The 19,952-nt window shown below is 69.5% G+C and carries 19 protein-coding genes and 1 other RNA gene; 7 read left to right on the top strand and 13 right to left on the bottom strand.

From position 1 onward, the window contains the following. Positions 1-222: 222 nt before the first annotated feature. The gene (dapE, locus tag AAHG03_RS14165; protein ID WP_342151318.1) at positions 223-1,386 is read left to right on the top strand and encodes a succinyl-diaminopimelate desuccinylase; all 1,164 of its coding nucleotides are present in this window, start codon (positions 223-225) and stop codon (positions 1,384-1,386) included. Here dapE and truA read toward each other — a convergent pair. The 4 genes from truA to recR all read right to left on the bottom strand — a co-directional run bounded on the left by truA (position 1,371) and on the right by recR (position 4,717). Next, complete coding sequence (gene truA / locus AAHG03_RS14160; protein WP_342151317.1) at positions 1,371-2,129, bottom strand: tRNA pseudouridine(38-40) synthase TruA; 759 nt, start codon at positions 2,127-2,129, stop codon at positions 1,371-1,373. The genes dapE and truA overlap by 16 nt on opposite strands. 261 nt (positions 2,130-2,390) lie before the next feature. Continuing rightward, a complete protein-coding gene (gene fmt, locus AAHG03_RS14155) occupies positions 2,391-3,323 on the bottom strand; it encodes a methionyl-tRNA formyltransferase (RefSeq protein WP_342151316.1) in 933 nt (310 codons plus the stop codon). Between the two features lie 11 nt (positions 3,324-3,334). Further along, positions 3,335-3,850: a peptide deformylase gene (locus AAHG03_RS14150; RefSeq protein ID WP_342151315.1), complete on the bottom strand. Its 516-nt coding sequence runs from the start codon at positions 3,848-3,850 to the stop codon at positions 3,335-3,337. 261 nt (positions 3,851-4,111) lie between these two features. Then, complete coding sequence (recR, locus tag AAHG03_RS14145) at positions 4,112-4,717, bottom strand: recombination mediator RecR (RefSeq protein WP_342151314.1); 606 nt, start codon at positions 4,715-4,717, stop codon at positions 4,112-4,114. Positions 4,718-5,031: 314 nt separating this feature from the next. Here recR and AAHG03_RS14140 point away from each other — a divergent pair, with 314 nt between their 5' ends. Then, positions 5,032-6,651 (top strand): phosphoenolpyruvate carboxykinase, encoded by a 1,620-nt coding sequence (locus AAHG03_RS14140; RefSeq protein WP_342151313.1) that lies wholly within the window; start codon positions 5,032-5,034, stop codon positions 6,649-6,651. 466 nt (positions 6,652-7,117) lie between these two features. On the opposite strand, the gene AAHG03_RS14135 is transcribed toward AAHG03_RS14140, so the two are convergent. The 3 genes from AAHG03_RS14135 to ffs form a co-directional block, all read right to left on the bottom strand. Then, positions 7,118-7,441 (bottom strand): YbaB/EbfC family nucleoid-associated protein, encoded by a 324-nt coding sequence (locus tag AAHG03_RS14135; RefSeq protein ID WP_342151312.1) that lies wholly within the window; start codon positions 7,439-7,441, stop codon positions 7,118-7,120. 85 nt (positions 7,442-7,526) lie between these two features. After that, positions 7,527-9,389 carry a DNA polymerase III subunit gamma/tau gene (locus AAHG03_RS14130; protein ID WP_342151311.1) on the bottom strand — a complete coding sequence of 621 codons (1,863 nt, stop codon included), beginning with the start codon at positions 9,387-9,389 and terminating at the stop codon, positions 7,527-7,529. A 60-nt stretch (positions 9,390-9,449) separates the two neighbouring features. Continuing rightward, positions 9,450-9,546, bottom strand: an RNA gene (gene ffs / locus AAHG03_RS14125) — signal recognition particle sRNA small type. 86 nt (positions 9,547-9,632) lie between these two features. Between ffs and AAHG03_RS14120 the strand changes: the two genes are divergently transcribed. Then, positions 9,633-10,106, top strand: a complete 474-nt coding sequence (locus AAHG03_RS14120) for a DUF5991 domain-containing protein (RefSeq protein WP_342151310.1) — start codon at positions 9,633-9,635, stop codon at positions 10,104-10,106. Positions 10,107-10,323: 217 nt separating this feature from the next. On the opposite strand, the gene AAHG03_RS14115 is transcribed toward AAHG03_RS14120, so the two are convergent. Continuing rightward, positions 10,324-10,584, bottom strand: a complete 261-nt coding sequence (locus AAHG03_RS14115) for a PepSY domain-containing protein (RefSeq protein ID WP_342151309.1) — start codon at positions 10,582-10,584, stop codon at positions 10,324-10,326. A 167-nt stretch (positions 10,585-10,751) separates the two neighbouring features. Here AAHG03_RS14115 and AAHG03_RS14110 point away from each other — a divergent pair, with 167 nt between their 5' ends. Further along, positions 10,752-12,311: a YifB family Mg chelatase-like AAA ATPase gene (locus tag AAHG03_RS14110; RefSeq protein ID WP_342151308.1), complete on the top strand. Its 1,560-nt coding sequence runs from the start codon at positions 10,752-10,754 to the stop codon at positions 12,309-12,311. 23 nt (positions 12,312-12,334) lie between these two features. On the opposite strand, the gene AAHG03_RS14105 is transcribed toward AAHG03_RS14110, so the two are convergent. Further along, on the bottom strand, positions 12,335-13,810 hold the full coding sequence (locus AAHG03_RS14105) for a PAS domain-containing protein (protein ID WP_342151307.1): 1,476 nt from the start codon (positions 13,808-13,810) through the stop codon (positions 12,335-12,337). Positions 13,811-13,976: 166 nt separating this feature from the next. Between AAHG03_RS14105 and AAHG03_RS14100 the strand changes: the two genes are divergently transcribed. Beyond that, the gene (locus AAHG03_RS14100) at positions 13,977-14,396 is read left to right on the top strand and encodes a response regulator (protein WP_342151306.1); all 420 of its coding nucleotides are present in this window, start codon (positions 13,977-13,979) and stop codon (positions 14,394-14,396) included. Here the strand turns inward: AAHG03_RS14100 and AAHG03_RS14095 are convergent, their stop codons facing one another. Beyond that, positions 14,397-15,464 carry a PAS domain-containing protein gene (locus AAHG03_RS14095; protein ID WP_342151305.1) on the bottom strand — a complete coding sequence of 356 codons (1,068 nt, stop codon included), beginning with the start codon at positions 15,462-15,464 and terminating at the stop codon, positions 14,397-14,399. A gap of 145 nt (positions 15,465-15,609) precedes the next feature. On the opposite strand from AAHG03_RS14095, the gene msrA reads away from it, so the two are divergent. Continuing rightward, positions 15,610-16,269: a peptide-methionine (S)-S-oxide reductase MsrA gene (gene msrA / locus AAHG03_RS14090; RefSeq protein ID WP_342151304.1), complete on the top strand. Its 660-nt coding sequence runs from the start codon at positions 15,610-15,612 to the stop codon at positions 16,267-16,269. A 135-nt stretch (positions 16,270-16,404) separates the two neighbouring features. Here msrA and AAHG03_RS14085 read toward each other — a convergent pair whose 3' ends face one another. From AAHG03_RS14085 to AAHG03_RS14075, 3 genes are all read right to left on the bottom strand, one after another. Beyond that, positions 16,405-16,980, bottom strand: a complete 576-nt coding sequence (locus tag AAHG03_RS14085) for a DUF4145 domain-containing protein (RefSeq protein WP_342151303.1) — start codon at positions 16,978-16,980, stop codon at positions 16,405-16,407. A gap of 274 nt (positions 16,981-17,254) precedes the next feature. Further along, positions 17,255-18,190 carry a penicillin-insensitive murein endopeptidase gene (gene mepA / locus AAHG03_RS14080; RefSeq protein ID WP_342151302.1) on the bottom strand — a complete coding sequence of 312 codons (936 nt, stop codon included), beginning with the start codon at positions 18,188-18,190 and terminating at the stop codon, positions 17,255-17,257. A gap of 119 nt (positions 18,191-18,309) precedes the next feature. Next, complete coding sequence (locus tag AAHG03_RS14075; RefSeq protein ID WP_342151301.1) at positions 18,310-18,657, bottom strand: PetM family of cytochrome b6f complex subunit 7; 348 nt, start codon at positions 18,655-18,657, stop codon at positions 18,310-18,312. Positions 18,658-18,958: 301 nt separating this feature from the next. Between AAHG03_RS14075 and AAHG03_RS14070 the strand changes: the two genes are divergently transcribed. Then, positions 18,959-19,636 (top strand): HAD family hydrolase, encoded by a 678-nt coding sequence (locus AAHG03_RS14070; protein WP_342151300.1) that lies wholly within the window; start codon positions 18,959-18,961, stop codon positions 19,634-19,636. The last annotated feature ends 316 nt before the right edge of the window (positions 19,637-19,952 follow it).

Raw genomic sequence — 19,952 nt, 5'->3', positions numbered from 1 at the left:
GCGCGCGCGGCGGAAGCAGCGTTGCGTCGGCGGCGGGGTTTGCCCTACGGCATGGCAACGAACCGACGCTCTTCCCTCTCCCTTGCGGGGAGGGACCGAGGGTGAGGGTGGTTCAGGATGGATCGCCGAGCCCTCTCCGGCACCACCCCCACCCCTACCCCTCCCCGCAAGGGGGAGGGGAGCCCCCGTGGAAGCCCGGTGTCCCGCACGAGATCGGCCCGGATGCCTGACACCTCCCCCCTCGCCCTCGCCCAATCCCTGATCCGCTGCCCCTCCGTCACCCCGGAGGAGGGCGGCGCGCTGTCCGTTCTCGCCCGCGTGCTCGGAGAGGCCGGCTTCGCGGTCGAGCGCCCGGTTTTTTCGCAAGCCGGCACGCCGGACATCCAAAACCTTTACGCCCGCATCGGCACCGGCTCGCCCGTCCTGCTCTTCGCCGGACATACCGACGTGGTGCCGCCGGGCGAGGCGACCGCCTGGACGCACGACCCGTTCTCCGGCGCGGTCGCCGACGGGATGCTCTACGGCCGCGGCGCCGTGGACATGAAGGGCGGCATCGCCTGCATGCTGGCCGCCACCCTCCGCTTCCTCGAAGCGCGGGGCCAAGAATTCGGCGGCTCCATCGCCTTCCTGATCACCGGCGACGAGGAGGGGCCGGCGGTCAACGGCACCGTCAAGCTGCTCGACTGGGCGAAGGCGCGCGGCGAGCGGTTCGACCATTGCCTGCTCGGCGAGCCGACCAACCCCGAGCGCCTGGGCGACATGATCAAGATCGGCCGGCGCGGCTCGCTCACCGGGCGCATCACGGTGCACGGACGCCAGGGCCACGTCGCCTACCCGCACCGGGCCGACAACCCGATCCCCGGCCTGCTGCGCCTCGCCTCCGCCCTGCTCGCCGCGCCGCTCGATACCGGCACCGCGCATTTCGACGCCTCGAACCTCGAATTCACGACGATCGATGTCGGCAACCCGGCCACCAACGTGATCCCGGCCACGGCACGCGCCGTGTTCAATGTGCGCTTCAACGACGATTGGACCGCGCAGACGCTGGGCGACGAAATCCGCCGCCGCCTGGAAGAGGCTGCGGGCCACGCGGTGCGCTTCGGCCTCGACCTCCAGCCCTCGAACTCGCCTGCCTTCCTGACGAAGCCCGACGCCTTTGTGGATCTCGTCGCCGACGCGATCCAGGCCGAGACCGGCCGGCGCCCGGCGCTCTCGACCACGGGCGGCACCTCGGACGCGCGCTTCATCAAGGACGCCTGCCCGGTGATCGAGTTCGGTCTCGTCGGGCAGACCATGCACGAGGTGGACGAGCGGGTGGCGGTGGACGACCTCGACCGGCTGACCGCGATCTACGGCCGCGTGCTCGACGCTTACTTTTCCGCGTAGTCGACACCCACAAAAGTCAGCCCGCAGGCCGGCGCCAGCGGGCCGCAGCGGTGCTTGGCTTTCGTCGCCAGAATCTCCGCCACGTCGTCGGCCGACAGGCGCCCGCAGCCGGCGAGCATCAGCGTGCCGGCCATGGCGCGGACCTGATGGTGCAGGAACGAGCGGGCCGCGGTCGCGATCACGATTTCCTCGAACAGACCCATCCGCTGGCGGGTGACGTCGAGCTGTTCCAGCGTGCGCACCGGGCTCTTGGCCTGACACTCCGCTGCGCGGAACGCCGAAAAATCGTGGCGGCCGAGCAGGCGTTGCGCGGCGGCGTGCATCCGATCGGCGTCGAGCGGCCACGGCACGTGCCAGACATGGGCGCGGGTCAGCGCCGCCGGGCTGCGGCGGTTGAGGATGCGGTAGCGGTAGTGCCGCCGGATCGCCGAGTGGCGCGCGTCGAATTCTTTCGAGACGATCTCGGCCGAGATCACCGCGACCGGCTGCGGGCGGAGATGCGCGTTGAGCGCGTCGCGCACGGTGTCGGTGCGCCAGTCCTTGGCGAGATCGAGATGGGCGACCTGATGGATCGCGTGCACCCCGGCATCGGTGCGCCCGGCACAGGTCAGCCGCGCCGCCTCGCCGGAGAAGCGCTGCACCGCGGTTTCCAGCGCGGCCTGCACGGTCGGATCGTCGGCCTGCCGCTGCCAACCGCAGAAGGGGGCGCCGTCGTACTCGATGACGAGTTTGTAGCGGGGCATGTCAGGGCTGACGCGACGCCGTAACCCTCCCCCCTCCGCGGGGGAGGGTGCCTGCGGAGCGGGCGGGAGAGGGGAGCCACGCTTCCGGAGATTTCACCGGCGGCTGCGGCCAAGCGGCACCGTCGCTCCCCTCTCCCGACCCCCTTCGGGGGCCACCCTCCCCCATCCAAGTCAGGCCTGCCTGACTTGGGCTTCCATCTGCGAATCTCGGGCAAGCCCGAGATTCGTTGGGGGGAGGGGATGCAGCGGTGCGCTCGCGATTCAACCGAACAACGCCCCGACTTGCAGCCGCGCCCCGCGCAAGAACTCCTCGCCGCTGGCGGTCCCGCCCTTGCCGGCCCGGCGCAGTTCGAGCAGGCGCACCGCGCCCGTCCCGCAGGCGACGGTACAGGATGCATCGAGCAGCGTGCCCGGAACTCCGGAAGAGCCTTCGGCGGCCAGTGCGCGCAAAACCTTCACCCGCTCGACGCCCTTGCCGAGATCGGCCTCGAAATAGGCGCCGGGAAACGGCGACAGCCCGTTGACGTGGCGCGCCACCTCTGCGGCCGGGCGCGACCAGTCGATGCGCGCCTCCGCGTTGGTGATCTTGTGGGCGTAGACCACGCCTTCCGCGGCCTGCGGCGTGAAGGTGAGACCCTCCGCGTCGAGCCGGGCCAGGGCCTGCCCCATCAGCTCGGCGCCCGCCGGCATCAGCGCGTCGTGCAACTCGCCCGCGGTCATGCCCTCGGGGATCGGCACGCGTGCCTCCATCGCCACCGGGCCGGTGTCGAGCCCGGCTTCCATCCGCATCACCCCGACGCCGCTCATCGCATCGCCCGCCATCACGGCCCGCTGGATCGGCGCGGCGCCGCGCCAGCGCGGCAGCAGCGAGCCGTGCAGGTTGAGGCAGCCGTGGCGCGGCAGATCGAGGATTCTCTGGGGCAGCAGCATGCCGTAGGCGACGACGACCGCCACATCGGCCCCGTGCCCGGCAAACGTCTCGGCGGCCTCGTCGGTCTTCAGCGTCGCGGGCGTCAGCACCGGCAGCCCCAGCGCCTCGGCGCGGGCGTGGACCGGCGAGGGCCTTAAGCTCATGCCGCGCCCGGCCTTGGCCGGCGCGCGAGTGTAGACCGCGGTGATGGCGTGCCCGTCGGCGTAGAGGCGCGCCAGCGTCGGCACGGCGAAGTCCGGCGTGCCCATGAAGACGACGCGCATCGGGAAAAGCCTCAGGCCGCGTCGCGCTTGGCGGCCTTGGTGAACTTCTTCATCACCCGGTCGCGCTTGAGCTTCGACAGGTAGTCGATGAACAGCACGCCGTTGAGATGGTCGATCTCGTGCTGGATGCAGGTGGCGAGCAGGCCGTCGGCCTCCTGCTCCACGGTCTCTCCGTCGAGGTTCATGTAGCGCACGCGGACGCGGTCGGGCCGCTCGACCTCGCCGAAGAATTCGGGAATCGACAGGCAGCCCTCGTCGAAGACCCGCTTCTCCTCCGAGGACCAGACGATCTCGGGGTTGAGGAAGACGATCGGGGTCCGGGCATCCTCGTCCGTCGAGGTGTCGATGGTGACGACGCGCTTCAGGACGCCGACCTGCACCGCGGCGAGCCCGACGCCGGGGGCCTCGTACATCGTCTCCAGCATGTCCGCGGCGAGTTCACGGATCTCGTCGGTGATGGCGGTGACCGGCTCGGAGACGAGGCGAAGCTGCGCGTCGGGCAGGATGACGAGGGGGCGGACGGTCATGGGCTCGGTCGGGATCGGGAGCGGGACAAGCGATGCGGCCTCCCGCAGATAGGCGGCGGCGCGGGGGCGGTCAAATGAACGCGAACCCGTACCTCAACCTCTCCCCGTCATTCCGGGGCGCCGAAGGCGAACCCGGAATCCACGACTGGCCGCGACGGGCAGGGCGTCGCATCACGGGTGGATTCCGGGTTCCGCTACGCGGCTCCGGAATGACGGTTGGTGTTTTGCACGCGGTCGTGCCGTCCCTTTGCGAGCATGCTCTCAGAACGCCGTCCGGCTGCGGATCGCCGCCGTGAGCGTGCCCTCGTCGAGATAGTCGAGTTCGCCGCCGACCGGCACGCCGTGGGCCAGCCGGGTGATCGTCAGCCCCAGGGGTTTGAGCGATTCGGTGACGTAATGCGCCGTGGTCTGGCCGTCGACGGTGGCGTTCAAGGCCAGGATGATCTCCTTCACCCCCGGCTCGGCCGCCCGCTCCACGAGGCGGGCGATGTTGAGGTGCTCCGGCCGCACGCCGTCCAGCGCCGAGAGCACGCCGCCGAGCACGTGGTAGCGCGCCTTGACCGCGCCGGAGCGCTCCAGCGCCCAGAGGTCGGACACGTCCTCGACGACCACCAGCATGGTCGGGTCGCGGCTGTGGTCGGCGCAGATGGTGCAGGGATCGCGCGTATCGACGTTGCCGCAGGATTGGCACACCACGATCCGCTCGGCGGCGACCCGCATGGCGTCGGCGAGCGGCGCCAGCAGGGTCTCGCGCTTCTTGATGAGCTGGAGCGCGGCCCGCCGGGCCGAGCGGGGGCCGAGGCCCGGCATGCGCCCCAGCAACTGGATCAGGCGCTCGATCTCCGGGCCGGCGACGGCTTGGGGCATGCGGGGCTTCGATGAATGTCCGAGGGAAGGTGAAGGGCGCCGCCCCTCACATAGGCCTTGTGCGCGGCTTTTGCCCGTTCATCGAAGCGACAGGCAAGCGCGGCCATAGCTGGGCGACGACACAAGAAAAATTTGGTGCCCACCCAAAGTTTAGTTGACGGCTAAGCCTGGGATCGGCCCATCTGCCACGTCGGGCCGGCGAACCGGCGTGCGGCGGCCCTGAACGACCGCACGGACGCGCCCGACACGAACGAGACTTCGGCACCGGCAACGGCGCCAACGGCCGCGATCAGGGCCGCGCAAGGAGACAGACCGTGACCCATATCGGCGACTTCAACGCGGCCCACGGCCCGGAAGCGATCGGCCTCACCGACCTCGCGGCGGTGCACTGGAACCTCGAGCCGCCGCGCCTCTACGAGGAGGCGCTGAAGCGCGGCGAGGCGCAGCTCGCCCGCGGCGGCGCACTGGTCGCCACCACCGGCAGCCACACCGGCCGTTCGCCCAAGGACAAGTACGTGGTACGCGACGCCACCACCGAGAACGAGATCTGGTGGGACAACAACGGCTCGATCACCCGCGAGCAGTTCACGACCCTGCTCGACGACTTCCGGGCGCATGCGCGCGGCAAGGAGCTGTTCGCCCAGGATCTTTTTGGCGGCGCCGATCCGGCCCACCGGGTGCGCGCCCGCGTCTACACCGAGTTCGCGTGGCACTCGCTGTTCATCCGCAACCTGCTGATCCGGCCCGAGCGCGACGAACTCGCCGCCTACGTGCCTGAGCTGACCATCATCGACCTGCCGAGCTTCCAGGCCGACCCGGCCCGCCACGGCTGCCGCTCCAAGACCGTCATCGCCATCGACTTCGCCCAGAAGATCGTGCTGATCGGCGGCTCGGCCTATGCCGGCGAGATGAAGAAGTCGGTCTTCACCTACCTGAACTACGTGCTCCCCAATGCTGGCGTGATGCCGATGCACTGCTCGGCCAACGCGGCGCTCGACGAGTCCGGCGATTCGGCCCTGTTCTTCGGCCTGTCCGGCACCGGCAAGACCACGCTCTCGAACGATTCCTCGCGCCAGCTGATCGGCGACGACGAGCACGGCTGGGGCAAGGACGGCATCTTCAACTTCGAGGGCGGCTGCTACGCCAAGACCATCCGCCTCTCGCGCAACGCCGAGCCGGAGATCTACGCCACCACCGAGCGGTTCGGCACGGTGATGGAGAACGTGGTGATCGACCCCGCGACCCGCGCGCCGGATTTCGACGACGCCTCGCTCACCGAGAACACCCGCTGCGCCTACCCGCTCGACTTTATCGCCAACGCCAGCGCCACGGGCCGGGCGGGCCATCCGAAGAACATCGTGATGCTGACCTGCGACGCCTTCGGCGTGATGCCGCCGATCGCCAAGCTGTCGGGCGCCGAGGCGATGTACCACTTCCTGTCGGGCTACACCGCCAAGGTGGCCGGCACCGAGCGCGGCCTGACCGCGCCGGAGGCGACGTTCTCGACCTGCTTCGGCGCGCCGTTCATGCCGCGCCATCCGAGCACCTACGGCAACCTGCTGCGCGATCTCATCGCCGAGCACGGCGTCGATTGCTGGCTCGTCAACACCGGCTGGACCGGCGGCGGCGTCGGCACCGGTCGCCGCATGCCGATCCGCGTGACCCGCCGCCTGCTCTCGGCGGCGCTCGACGGCTCGCTGTCGCAGGTCGAGTTCCGCCGCGACCCGTATTTCGGCTTCGCGGTGCCGGTGGAGGTGCCGGGCGTCGAGACGCAGGTGCTCTCGCCCGTCGAGACCTGGACCAACAAAGCCGCCTTCGCCGAGACCGCGACGCGCCTCGTCACGATGTTCCGCGACAACTTCAAGCGCTTCGAGAGCCACGTCGACGCCGACGTGCGCGCCGCCGAGCCGGTGGCCGCCCCGATCGCCGCCTGAGACTGAAAAGAGCGAAGCCCTGCCCTTCGTCTGGAAGGGCAGGGCTTCGCTACGTCACGGACGGGCATCCGCTGAGAAGCGGTCCCGCCGGCCGGGAGTCAGGCCGGCGGAACCTGCCGAGCCGCAATGGGGGGCAAGGTCGGCCCGGCCCGATGATCATGCCGCCGCCGGCGGACCCGTGCCTTAACATGGTTTGGGTTCGGGCCGACGCGGCTGGGGAAAGCTGCGCCGTCATCGTGAGACTGGGCCGAAGCGATCGGTTGCACGTTGCCCGCGACGGTCGCCGCCTCACGCCGTCATTGCGAGGCGAAGCCGAAGCAACCCAGCGCTCCGCACTCACAGGATGGAGGGGGACGTGGCCGTTTCTTCGGCGCAGTCTCGCCTCTTCAGGAAGGGTCGCGCCCTGGATTGCTTCGGCTCCGCCTCGCAATGACGGCGCGGGTTTCCTGACGGCCGCGGGGTCCCGTCAGAACGGCAGCTTCATGCCGGGCGGGAGCGGCAGGCCCTTGGTCAGTTCGGCCATGCGCTCCTGCGCGGTCGCCTCGGCCTTGGCGCGGGCGTCGTTGCAGGCGGCGACGATGAGGTCTTCCAGAATCTCGCGCTCGTCGGCGACCATCAGGCTCGGGTCGATGGTGACGCCGAGCACCTGACCCTTGGCGGTCATCCGCACGCTCACCGCGTCGCCCCCGGAGGCGCCCCGCACCTCGACCGTGTCGAGTTCGGATTGGAGCGAGGCCATCTTCTCCTGCATGGCCTGGGCCTGCTTCATGATGCCCATGAGGTCGCGCATGATCGGTCCGCTCCGGTCGTATTTTTGGAAGAACGTCGCTCTCTGACTTAGGGGCCGCGATGCGCTGCCGCCAGGGCGTGAGCCCTCACGCCTCGTCCTCCGGCTCCTCGGGCACCGCCTCGACCGGGCCGGTGGCCGCCGCCACGCCGGTCGCGGGGCCGGCGTCGGCGGCCCCTTTGTCGCGCACGTCCACGATCTGCGCGCCGGGGAAGCGCGCCATCACCTCGCGCACCAGCGGATGGGCGGCGGCGTTCTCGTGGCGGGTCTGCTCGGCGGCGCGGGTGTTCTGCTCCAGGGTCGCCCCGCCCTCGTCCTTCGAGAGCGCGACGATCCAGCGCCGACCGGTCCACTCGTCGAGCGCTCGCGCCAAGTCGTTGGCCAGCGTCGGCCGCCCGCCGGCGGCGAGGCGGAACTCGATGCGGCCCTCCTCGAAGCGCACGAGATGCACGTCGCGCTCGAGCGCCACCTTGAGGGCGATGTCGCGCCGGGCCTCGGCCTGGGCCACCACGTCCTCGAACCGCCCGAGCCGCGGGCCGGGGGGCGCGGCGGCGGCCGCCGGGCGGGCGGCTTCCGGGGCGGGGTTGGCCGAGGCGAGCACCGGGCGCGGGAGCGCGGGGGCCGGCGATGCGGAAAGCGGTGCGCTCTCGCGGGCGAGCGCGGCGGAGCCCCGCGCGCCGGATCCGCCGGAGAAGGAGCCGCCGGAGCCCTGCGGGCTTGCGCCACCGGAAAGCGACTCGTCGCTGCGCAGGCGGCGCAGGGCCTCGTCCGGGGTCGGCAGGTCGGCGGCGTAGGCGAGCCGCACGAGCGCCATCTCGGCCGCGGGCAGCGGGCGGGGCGCGGCCTGCACCTCGGGCAGCGCCTTGAGCAGAATCTGCCACGCCCGCGACAGCGCCCGCACCGGCAGCCGCGCGGCGAATTCGACGCCGCGCACCCGCTCGGCCTCGCTCAGCGTCGGGTCGGCGGCGGCGTCCGGCACGATCTTGAGACGGGTGACGAGGTGGGTGAAGCCGGCGAGATCCGAGAGCACCACCGCCGGGTCGGCCCCGGCATCGTACTGCGCCCGCAACTCGGCGAAGGCGGCTGGCACGTCGCCGCGCATGATTGCCTCGAACAGATCGACGATGCGGGCGCGGTCGGCGAGCCCCAGCATGTCGCGCACGCTTTGCGCGGTCACCGTGCCGGCGCCGTGGGCGATGGCCTGATCGAGCAGCGAGAGCGCGTCGCGCACCGAGCCTTCCGCCGCGCGGGTGACGGCGGCGAGCGCCTCGGCCTCGGCGTCCACGCCCTCAGATGCGCATATCTTCTTCAGATGGGCCGAGAGCGTCTCGGCCTCGACCCGGCGCAGGTCGAACCGCTGGCAGCGCGACAGGATCGTGACCGGCACCTTCCGGATTTCCGTCGTCGCGAACACGAACTTGGCGTGGGGCGGCGGCTCCTCCAGCGTCTTGAGGAAGGCGTTGAACGCCTTCTCCGAGAGCATATGCACCTCGTCGACGATGTAGACCTTGTAGCGCGCTTCTGTCGGCGAATAGCGGATGCCGTCGATGATGCCGCGCACGTCGTCGATGCCGGTATGCGAGGCCGCGTCCATTTCCAGCACGTCCATGTGCCGGGATTCCATGATCGCGCGGCAATGGCGGCCGAGTTCCGGCATCGCCACCGTCGGGCCGGTGTCGGGCTCACCGTCGCGGACGTAGTTGAGGCCGCGGGCCAGGATGCGGGCGGTCGTGGTCTTGCCGACGCCGCGCACGCCGGTCAGCATCCAGGCCTGGGGGATGCGGTTGGCCGCGAAGGCGTTCGCCAGCGTGCGCACCATGGCGCCCTGGCCGATCAGGTCGTCGAAGGTCTGGGGGCGGTATTTGCGCGCCAGCACCCGGTAGGGCGTCGCGGGGGCGGGCAGGCCGGGCAGGCCCGGCGCGTCGGGGAGCGTGCCGTGCGTCTCGTCCATGCCGCCGATCGGATTTTTGGGAAGGCCGGCCGCCGGGCCCCGCGGGGGGGGGCCGGCGAAGGTGGGAGGCTGGACAAAGACCCGCTCGGTCTCGTTAGGGCTGCTTCCTTCCGGACCTGACCCGGTTGGCGAGTGAAACGTCCCTCGCCAACCTCCCGAGGGCGTATATGACGGCAGGCGCGGCGGGATGCAAGCGTGCCGGTCGCGGGGCCGGCGTCGATCGGCTCTGAGGGAGGGACGATGATGAGACGAGCGACTCGGTTGTGCTGGGCTGCGGTGCCCGCGTTCGCGGCCTGGACCGCGCTCGCGGCACCGGAGAGACCGGGTCGTGAATGGCAGGGCCGCTACGTCTACGAGCACGATCCCGGCCTGACCGAGGGCGGCTCCTCCACCCTCGTCTCCTACGATCTCGTCCTCGGCATTCCCGGCGCCCGCGGCGGCTGCCTGCTCACGATCCACGGCTTCCGGACCGGCGAGCGCATCCTGTGCCAGACACGATCCGAGGGCTCGATCCTGACCGTCACCTTCCACCGCTACGAGAACGGGTCGCTGGTGAATCGCAACGGCACCGCCGTTTACAAACCCGGCGAGAGCCTGCTCACGCTCTCGCGATCGGAAGAGCGCGGCGGGGCCGGCCTCATCACCCACTGGCGCGGCCTCAGGCCCGAGGGGGAGAGCGTCGCCGAGAGCGGCGCGTACTTCATGGAGCTCCGGTAGGACGCGGCCCGTCGCCCCGCCCGGTCGGCGGACGCCGCGCACAAGGCCCGTTCCCTCGATCATCGGTCCGACGAGATGGCCGCCGGCTCGTCGGAGAAAGCCGACGCGGCACGGGAACCGGGCGCATCGTCCCGGATAAGACATCCAGGACGATGCGCCCGGTCACACGACCTTCGCCCGGAGAACGCCTGGGAAGGCGGTGCCGGGCGGCGGAGCGTCATTCCGCCTTGCGCTTCACGATCTCCAGCGTCTTCGGATCGAGCTTGAGATCGAACTGCTTGCCGTTGGTGTCGATGGCGTCGTCCACCTCGATCATGCCGTCGTCGAGTTCGATCTCCTTCCACTTGGTGAAGCCCTCCTTCTTCAGGATGTCCTCCACCTTGGCCTGCTGATCGGGCGGCAGCTTCTCGTCGGCGAGCGCCGGGCCGGTGAGCAGGGCGACGCCGATCAGCGCGGCGGCGAGGGGGCGAAACGACATTCAGGCACTCCGTAGGGGTGGGTTGTCCTGATCGAACGGCCGGATTTTTGTACGGTTCCGTCCTGTTTTGCCGGCTCGCTTTCCGGTTCGAGGCCACGCTTGCGATTGTCAGCCCGCGAACGCCCGCCTAGGCTGCAACCTCCACGATTCGAGACGTCTCCCCCCGCATGGTCACCCGCGTCGCCACCGTCGCCTTCGAGGGGATCGAGGCGCGTGCCGTCGATGTGCAGGTGCAGATCGTGCCCGGCGCCGTCGGCTTCACCGTGGTCGGCCTGCCGGACAAGGCGGTGGCGGAGTCGCGCGAGCGGGTGCGCTCGGCGCTGATCGCCTCGGGGCTGGCGCTGCCGGCCAAGCGCATCACGGTCAACCTCGCGCCGGCCGACCTGCCGAAGGAGGGCTCGCACTACGATCTGCCGATCGCGCTCGCCGTGATTGGCGCCATCGGCGCGCTGCCGGAAGATGCCCTCGGCGGCTATTGCGTGCTCGGCGAACTGGCGCTCGACGGCTCGATCACCGCGGTGGCGGGGGTGCTGCCGGCCGCGATGGCGGCCCACGGCCGGGGACTCGGGCTGATCTGCCCGGCCGCGACCGGGCCGGAGGCGGCGTGGGCGGCGGGCGACATGGACGTGCTGGCGCCGCGCTCCCTGATCCAGCTCGCCAACCACTTCAAGGGCAGCCAAGTGATGGCCCGCCCGCAGCCCGCCATCGCGGCCCCGCCCGGCGCAATGCCGGATCTGCGCGACATCAAGGGCCAGGAGGGCGCCAAGCGCGCCCTGGAGATCGCCGCGGCGGGTGGCCACAACCTCATCTTCAACGGCCCGCCCGGCGCCGGCAAGTCGATGCTCGCCGCGCGCCTCCCCTCGATCTTGCCGCCGCTCGGACCCCGCGAGCTGCTCGAAGTCTCGATGATCCAGTCGGTGGCGGGCGTGCTCAAGGACGGGGCGCTGTCGAACCGTCGTCCGTTCCGCCAGCCGCACCACTCCGCCTCGATGGCAGCGCTCGTCGGCGGCGGCCTCAACGCGCGGCCGGGCGAGGTCTCGCTGGCCCATGGCGGCGTGCTGTTCCTCGACGAACTGCCCGAGTTCACCCCCCAGGTGCTCGATTCCCTGCGCCAGCCGATGGAGACCGGCGAGGTGATGATCGCGCGGGCCAACCACCGGGTCACCTATCCGGCCCGCTTCCAGCTGGTGGCGGCGATGAACCCGTGCCGCTGCGGCATGGCGCTGGAGCCGGGCTATACCTGCCGCAAGGGCCCGAACGAGCGCTGCGCCGCGCAGTACGGCGCCCGCATCTCCGGCCCGCTGCTCGACCGGATCGACCTGCGGGTCGAGGTCGCCGCCGTCACCGCCGCCGACCTGATCCTGCCGCCGCCGGCCGAAGGTTCGCGCGAGGCCGCCGCCCGCGTCGCCGCGGCCCGCGCCCGGCAGAATGCGCGTTTCGCCGAGAAGGGCCTGCCCGCCTCCACCACCAACGCGACCTGCCCGGCCCCGGTGATCGAGGAGGCCGCCGCCCCCGACGCGGAGGGCGCCGCGCTGATCCGCAACGCCGCCGAGACCATGCGGCTGTCCGCCCGCGGCTTCCACCGGACGCTCCGGGTCGCCCGGACGCTGGCCGACCTCGACGGCGAGGCGCGGGTGCGGCGCCTGCATCTGGCCGAGGCCCTGTCCTATCGCGGTCGCGGCGAGGCCCCGCCCGGCCGCCGGCCCGAGGCGCATCCGCGGGCGTGAGGCTCGACGGGCCGATTCGGGGCTCAGGTCAGGACGACGGCCTTGTCCGGCATCGGCGCCTCGACCGTACAGACCAAGCCGCGCGGCCGGTAGTCGATCTCGGCGGTGCCGCCGAGTTCGGCCGCCAGCGCCCGCTCGATCATGCGCGAGCCGAACCCCTTCCTCCGGGGCGGCGTGACGGGCGGGCCGCCGATCTCCTCCCAGCGCACCCACAGGCGGCCGGGCCTGTCCTCGCCGACGATGTCCCAGTCGAGGATCACGCGGCCGTTGGCGTCGGAGAGCGCCCCGTACTTCACCGCGTTGGTCGCCAGTTCGTGCAGCGCCATCACGAACGCCAGGGCGTGCCGGGGCGACAGCCGCACCGGCGGGCCGCCGACCTTGAACCGCTTGCCGTCGCGTTGGCGGAACGGTTGCAAGGCCCGCTCGGCGATCTCCGCCAGGGTCGCGCCCTCCCAACTCTCGCGGGTCAGCACGTCGTGGGCGGCGGAGAGCGATTGCAGGCGGGCGTCGAGCGTGGTGCGCGCATCGGAGAGCGAGCCCGCATGGGTCAGGGTCTGGTGGGCGATGGATTGCATCGTCGCCATCGAGTTCTTCACCCGGTGGTTCAGCTCGTCCGCCAGCAGCGCGCGGTGCTCCTCGCCGCGCTTGCGCTCGGTGATGTCGAGAGAGACGCAGACCATGCTCAGCGGCGTCCCCTCCGAGGTGTAGAACGGCTGTCCGCGCACCTCGACCCAGCGGACTTCGCCGGACGGCATGACGACCCGGTACTCGATGGCGTATTCGATGTTGTTCGCGACCGATGCGTCCAGGGTCGCCTTCATGCGCCCGAGATCGTCCGGATGGATCATCTCCAGCAGGTCGGCATAGGACATCGGCTCGTCGGGCTTGCGCCCGAAGATCGCCTTGCAGCTGTCGGACGCGACCGTGTGGCCCGTCTCCAGATCGACGGTGCAGGTGCCCATCCGGCCGGCCTTGAGGACGAACCGCAGCCGCTGCTCGCTCTGGCTGAGGGCCGCGGTGCGGCGCTCGACGGCGGCCTCCAGCGCGTCGCGGTCCTGCTGGACGCGGGCGAGCTTTTCCCGCTCCAGAGTCACGTCGAACTGCGACGCGAAGAAGAACGTCAGCGTGCCGTCGCGGTCGAAGACCGGCGAGATCAGCAGCCGGTTCCAGAATTTGTCGCCGTTCTTCTTGTAGTTGAGCAGATCGAGTTCGATCGTCGCGCGGCGCTCCACCGCGTCGCGAAGCCGGGCGATGTCCGCGCGGTCGGTGTCCGGGCCCTGGAGGAAGCGGCAGTTCTGCCCGATGATCTCGTCGCGGGTGTAGCCGGTGAGCTTGAAGAACGCATCGTTGACGAAGACGATCGGGTTGTCGGGCTTGTGCGGGTCGGTGATCAGCATCGGCATCCGCGTCGCCCGCACCGCGGCGGCGAACGGATCGTTGCTGGGGTCGGAACGGCCGATTTCGGCGTCGATGCGGTTCTGTTCGAAGCGATCGGGCAAGGCTCCGTCGCCTCCTCGCGACCGTCGTCCGTGAAACTCTACCACCGTTCGAGCGTAACAGTATCACGAATCGATCCCATTGCGCGCAATTCACCGTGCGACCCGATATCCCACCGGACCGCGGGATCGGATGGACCTCCAGCGGGCTCACGGACTTGTGTCGTTCATGAGCACCCAGCCCGAAGCGCCAGCCCCCTACGCCCTCGTCGTCGATGACGACGGACTGATCCGCATGGATGCGGCGGATATCCTGGCCGATGCCGGGTTCCGGACGTTCGAGGCCGACGACGGCGACAAGGCCATCGCGCTGCTGGAGCGCGAGCAGGCCTGCATCGTGCTGCTGTTCAGCGACGTGCAGATGCCCGGAACGCGCAACGGCTTCGCCCTGGCGCGCGAGACCGCCGCGCGGTGGCCGCACATCTCGATCGTCATCGCCTCCGGCAACGTCGCGCCGGAGCCGGGCGACATGCCGGAGGGGGCCCGCTTCATCGGCAAGCCGTTCTCCGCCGCGATGGTGCACCAGCACGTCGCCGAGATCCTGCCGGACGGGCGCAAGCCGGACCCGCTCAAGGACCGCAACTGCTAGCTATGACGTGATCCGCCCCGGCGGGAAGCGGAACACGATCCGCGTGCCGCCCGACGGCGCCGGCTCGGTGCGGCGCGTGCCGTCGAGCTGGCGCACGAGGATGTCGACCAAGCCCCGGCCGGTCGCCGCGTGGCCCCCTGCCGGCTCCGGCAATCCGATCCCGTCGTCGGCGACGTCGAGCATCACCGCCGCGTCGTCCCGCGCGAGACGCACGGTGAGCCGGCCCGGCCGGTCCGGGAAGGCGTGGCGGAGCGCGTCGGAGACGCTCTCGCTGAGGATCAGCGCCAGCGGGCCGGCGGCGTCGGCCCGGATCGGGATCGGCGCGAGGTCGAGGGTCAGCGCCACGTCGTCGCGCCCGGTCGCCTCGACGAGCGTCCCGGCGACCTCGCGGGCCAGCTCGGCGAGGTCGCGGGCCTCGTGCTCGCCCTGCGGCATCCGATAGAGCGCGGCGAGTGCATCGATGCGGCCGATCGCGACGGCGAGCGCCGTCCGCACCGCCGGATCGGTGCTGTCGCCGCTCTGGTGCACCAGCATCGCGCTGATCATCTGCAGGTCGTTGCGGGCGCGGTGCCCGACCTCGCGCAGCAGCTGCGCGTTGGCATCGAGCGCCGCGCGCGTGCGGTCGCGCTCGTCGCGCAGCGCGTAGCGGTCGCTCACGTCGAGCTGCGAGGCGAAGAAGAACAGGAGCGTGCCGTCCTCGTCGTGGACGGGGCTGAGGAACAGCGCGTTGTGGAAGGCGCTGCCGTCCTTGCGGTAGTTCAGCAGTTCGGCGTGGATGTCCTGCTCGGCGGTGATCGCGTCGCGCACCCGCGCGACCTCGTTGGCGTCGGTCTCCGGCCCTTGCAGGAAGCGGCAGTTGCGCCCCGTCACTTCGTGCCGGGTGTAGCCGGTGAGCGCCAGGAACGCGTCGTTGGCGAAGACGATCGGGTTGTCGGGCCGGCGCGGGTCGGTGATGATCATCGCCATGCGGGTCGCCCGCACGGCGGCGGCGAACGGGTCGCCCTTGCCGGATCGGTGGAGGCCGGCGCGCACCCGCTCGGTCGGCTGCCAGTCGTCGTCGGGCCCCATCCGCTCCTGCACGCTCCCGTGTCGCCGCGCCCCGAATCGGTCCCGCCGGGGCCGTCGTCAAAGCGCGGGGGCATGACCATATCAGGGGAAGTCGTCTCGCGACACGAATCCCCGTCACCGCACCGTCACGATCGAGGGAAGCCCCATGCTGTTCTTCCGCAAGCGCCCCGAGATGCCCGCCCCCTCCGAGGCCCTGCCGGGCCGCCCCACGCCGCTGCCGACGGCGCAAGCCCATTTCGTCAACGGCAATCCGCTGAAGGGGCCCTATCCGCTGGGCATCGAGACCATCGTGCTCGGGCTCGGCTGCTTCTGGGGCGCCGAGCGCAAGTTCTGGCAGCTGCCCCGCGGCGTCCACGTGACGGCGGTGGGTTACGCCGGCGGCTACACGCCGAACCCGACCTACGAGGAGGTCTGCACCGGCGGCACCGGCCACAACGAAGTCGTGCTGGTGGCCTACGACCCCGCCGTGCTGCCGCTCGCCGAACTCCTCAAGGTGTTCTTCGAGAGTCACGACCCGACGCAAGGGTATCGCCAGGGCAACGATGTCGGCACGCAGTACCGCTCGGGCATCTACACCGCGGACGAGGCTCAGGCCGAGACCGCGCGGACCGTGCGCGACGCCTACGCCCCCGCCCTCCAGGCCCGCGGCTACGGGCCGATCACCACCGAGATCGAGCCACTCGGTGCGTTCTACTTCGCCGAGGAATACCACCAGCAATACCTGGCCAAGAACCCCGGCGGCTATTGCGGGCTCGGTGGCACCGGCGTGTCCTGCCCGGTCGGGACCGGCATCGCCGCTAAGTAATTGTGCAATTTGTGGCGCAATAATAATTGACTATTTTTCTTAACGCACGGTTGTTGCATAATTTATCTATTGGCGTCGGTATTGTATATATATCTTGATTTTAGTTCATTAATTCGTGCCACCAGATCATGTGCATTATTCGTTTTTTGTTGTTTTTGATTTTATTAAGACCATCTCCGGTCTTGTGGGTCGTTTTATGCGGTCGATCCAAGAAAATCTTTTTACAAGAAACAATATTGCGGAAATGCACATTTTAGCATATGCCATTCCAAAGTTGTCTTCTTCAGCTATGGAGACCTTAGCTTCTGCAATCCACTTATTTATCGTCGCACGCCTGCTCGCTAATTTGTCTGAAACGGCCGCAGTATCGATTTCACCGGCAAGTCTATGCGCGTAATCATTTCTGATTGTGCGTATCGAGTCCATAATCTTTGCTTCTGCCGGTGCGATTAGTCCAAGTGCCTCAGCTATTTTAATTCTCGCAGAAAAACTGCCGAGAGGAGCGCTAGGTCCGCCTTCTAGAAGTTCCTCCGTGCTGCTTACATCGGCGAAAAATTGTCTCAGCGTTCTTTTGAGAACCTCATCAACCATGGCCGCACCAAGCAGAACTACGGCACGATCGGAACCTCTTTCGACCTCTTGCCCAATTTCTGAAATAAAAGCTTCTCGATCTTCATCTGTAAAATCTATAAACGTAGGTTTATTTGGCATTCATGTCCCCCATTCTTACATGTAAATTAGTAATAGTAAAAAGTTATTCATATTTTGTAGAATACTGACATCCCCCTCTTGCGAAGCATGCTTGCTGCAGATTGCATGCCTTATTAAATGATTTTATTTCTATCTCTTTCCTGAGGACGGCTCAACCACAAATTTGATTCGAATGATAAGGGTAAACGGTGATGTGCCAGGCACTGTCTGCGCCTCATTTTGCCCCCGCCTCCGATCTCCTTCCCGGGCGAGGAAAAGTGCTCTTTTCTGCCGCCTACCGCGCGTGCAGCACCGCCCGGCACGCGTCCGGCAACCCGGCCAGCGTCATCGGAGGGCGCGGCTTGGGCGGAGTCTTGGGCTTGGGCGGGTTCAGGATCGCCGGGCTGAACCAGTAGTCGAGTTCCGCGCCGCAGCCGTCGCCGGGCGGCGGCGGGGCCTGGTCGTCGCACGCCGCCTCGCCGCCGGGGCAGGCGAGGCGAATATGGTAGTGATAGTTGTGCCCGTACATCGGGCGCACCTTGGTGAGCCAGCCGCGATCCCCGCCCGCCTCGCGGCACAGCGCCCGCTTGATCGCCGGGTTGACGAAGATGCGCGCGACTTCCGGCTGGCGCGCCGTCATGCGGATCAGCGCCGTGTGCTGCGGCGTCCAGACCTGGGGGTCGATGTCGAGGCGGTCGGGGCGCACCACGTTCGTCGCCGAGGTCTCCTCGCGCTCCGCCCGGCTCATGCGGTGGCCCGGCATCGGGGTCAGCCAGACATCGACGTCGAGGCCGAGCTGGTGCGAGGCGTGGCCGGTCAGCATCGGCCCGCCGCGGGGCTGCGACATATCGCCGACGAGGAGGCCCGGCCAGCCGGTCCGCGGCGCCTGGGCGGCCAGCCGCTCGATGAAGTTCACGAGATGCGGCACGCCCCACATCCGGTTGCGCGAGGGGCGCATCACCTGCCAGTTCGACCCGTCCATCGCCAGCGCCTCGCCGCCGGAAAAACAGCCCTTGGCGTAGGAGCCGAAGGATTGCGGCTGGCCGCCGGTCGGCCCCGTCACGCGCCCGAACAGGGCTTTCGCCGGCGTCGAGGGATCGTCCGGGTTGGCCAGCGGCGGCAGCGGCTTCGGGTTGACGCTGCCGCGATCCTGCGCGGCGGCCGGCCCGAGGGACGCCAGGACGACCAAGGGGACGACAAGGGTGGAGAGGGACAGGCGGGGCAGCGTCATGCGCGTCGGTTCGTCCGGATGAGGGGCAGGGTTCGGCGAGCGCCCCGACCGTGCCCGCCGAGATGGGCGTTTTTCAAGGCAGGCCGCAACATTGTTGCAGTCTCGATCCTCCGCCAGTCTCACGGCCCCGTCAGAAACCCGATCGGCTCCCGCGGCGGCTGGCCGAGCCAGATCAGCACGGCGCCGACGCCCAGCGCGAACAGCGAGGCCGGCACGAGGCCGAGCGGCGCCAGCAGCACCGCGTCGGCCCAGGGCGCGATCCTTTCCACCGTCTGGCCGAGCGCCGCGGTGCGATCCTGCGGCAGGGCGTGGATCCAGTCGGCGACGGTGGTGATGCGCAGGCCGTTGTTGGCGATGGAGCGCGCTCCGTCGTAGCAGAGCTGCACGAAGCCCCCCGCCATGACCACGAGCCCGATCGCGCGGCTGAAGAACGGCAATCCGAGGAAGCGGGCGACGTTTCGCAGCATGTCCGACCTCGCGCGGGCTCGAGCCGCCGCGCTTGGCCGCCTGACTAGGCCGAGGCCAGCGCCGCTGGCAAGTTTCTTCGTCGCTGGCCTCAAGCGCCGGCAGCCGCGGATTCCTGCTCGGCCTCAAGCGCCGGCAGCCGCGTCCGCAGCTTTGGCTGTTCGCTCCGCTCGACGCCTCGGCTTACGCCGAGGCCGCTCAAGCGGGGCGCTCTTCGCGCCCGGCCTTACGGCCGTTCCTTCTGCGAGGACGGCTCTCCGCCGCGTTGCAGCACTGCCGCGCCCGTGCGAGAGCCCGTGCCCGATGACGGACCCGCATTCCCCTCCCGCCCTGGTGATTTTCGACTGCGACGGCGTGCTGGTGGACAGCGAGCCGATCAGCCTCGGCGTGCTCACCCGCGGGCTCAACCAGATCGGTCTGGCGATCGATATCGAGACCGTGCGGGCGCGCTATGCCGGTACTTCCATGGTCTCGATCATGCAGCGGGTCGCGGACGAGGACGGCATCAGGCCGCCCGAGGGATTTTCCGAGCGGGTGAAGGCCGAGACGCTGCGCGCGTTCGAGGCCGAACTCTCGGCCATGGCCGGCATCGCCGAGGCGCTCGCCGCGTTCCGACTGCCGTTCTGCGTCGCCTCCAGCAGCGATCCGGTGCGGCTGCGCTGCTCGCTCACGCTCACCGGCCTGCTGCCGTACTTCGACGGGCGCATCTTCTCCTCGGCCGAGGTGGCGCGCGGAAAGCCGTTCCCGGACCTCTTCCTGCATGCCGCCGCCCGGATGGGGGCGGCGCCCGCCACGTGCCTCGTGATCGAGGACAGCGTGCCGGGCGTGCAGGCGGCCCGCGCCGCGGGGATGCGGGTCGCGGGCTTCACCGGCGGCGGCCATTGGGGCCACGACCGGACCGGGCGGGATTTGTCGGACGCGGGCGCGGCGTGCGTCTTCACGGCCCATGCCGATCTCGGGCGGATCGTCGCCGCGGGCTAAGCCTCGGGCCCTACAGGCAAGACACGTCGGATTCGCCCCGAAACCCGGCGTGTTCTTTCCCTGTCAAGCTGATCTTCGAAAGAACATTCCGTTGACGGTGAAGGCCTGAACGCTCATCTTCGGGGTGTGCGGTCGTCTCCGCACCGCGGTGATTTGTCATGGCACGCTTGCGCCGCGTTATCAAACGCTAATGCATCACGGAGCATTTCGCTTCGTGGTCCTCGCCAATCAGGAGGACTTGCCTTGAACGATGTTTCGCATCTGAAAACTTCCAGACTTGTCGGCGGCGGGGCCGGACGGGGGCGAGCGTGTTGTC

It is taken from the genome of Methylorubrum subtropicum (assembly GCF_038442325.1).
Classification (GTDB): Bacteria; Pseudomonadota; Alphaproteobacteria; order Rhizobiales; family Beijerinckiaceae; genus Methylobacterium; species Methylobacterium subtropicum.
Note: the sequence above shows the minus strand (reverse complement) of the source record. Positions and strands in the feature narration are given on the sequence as shown.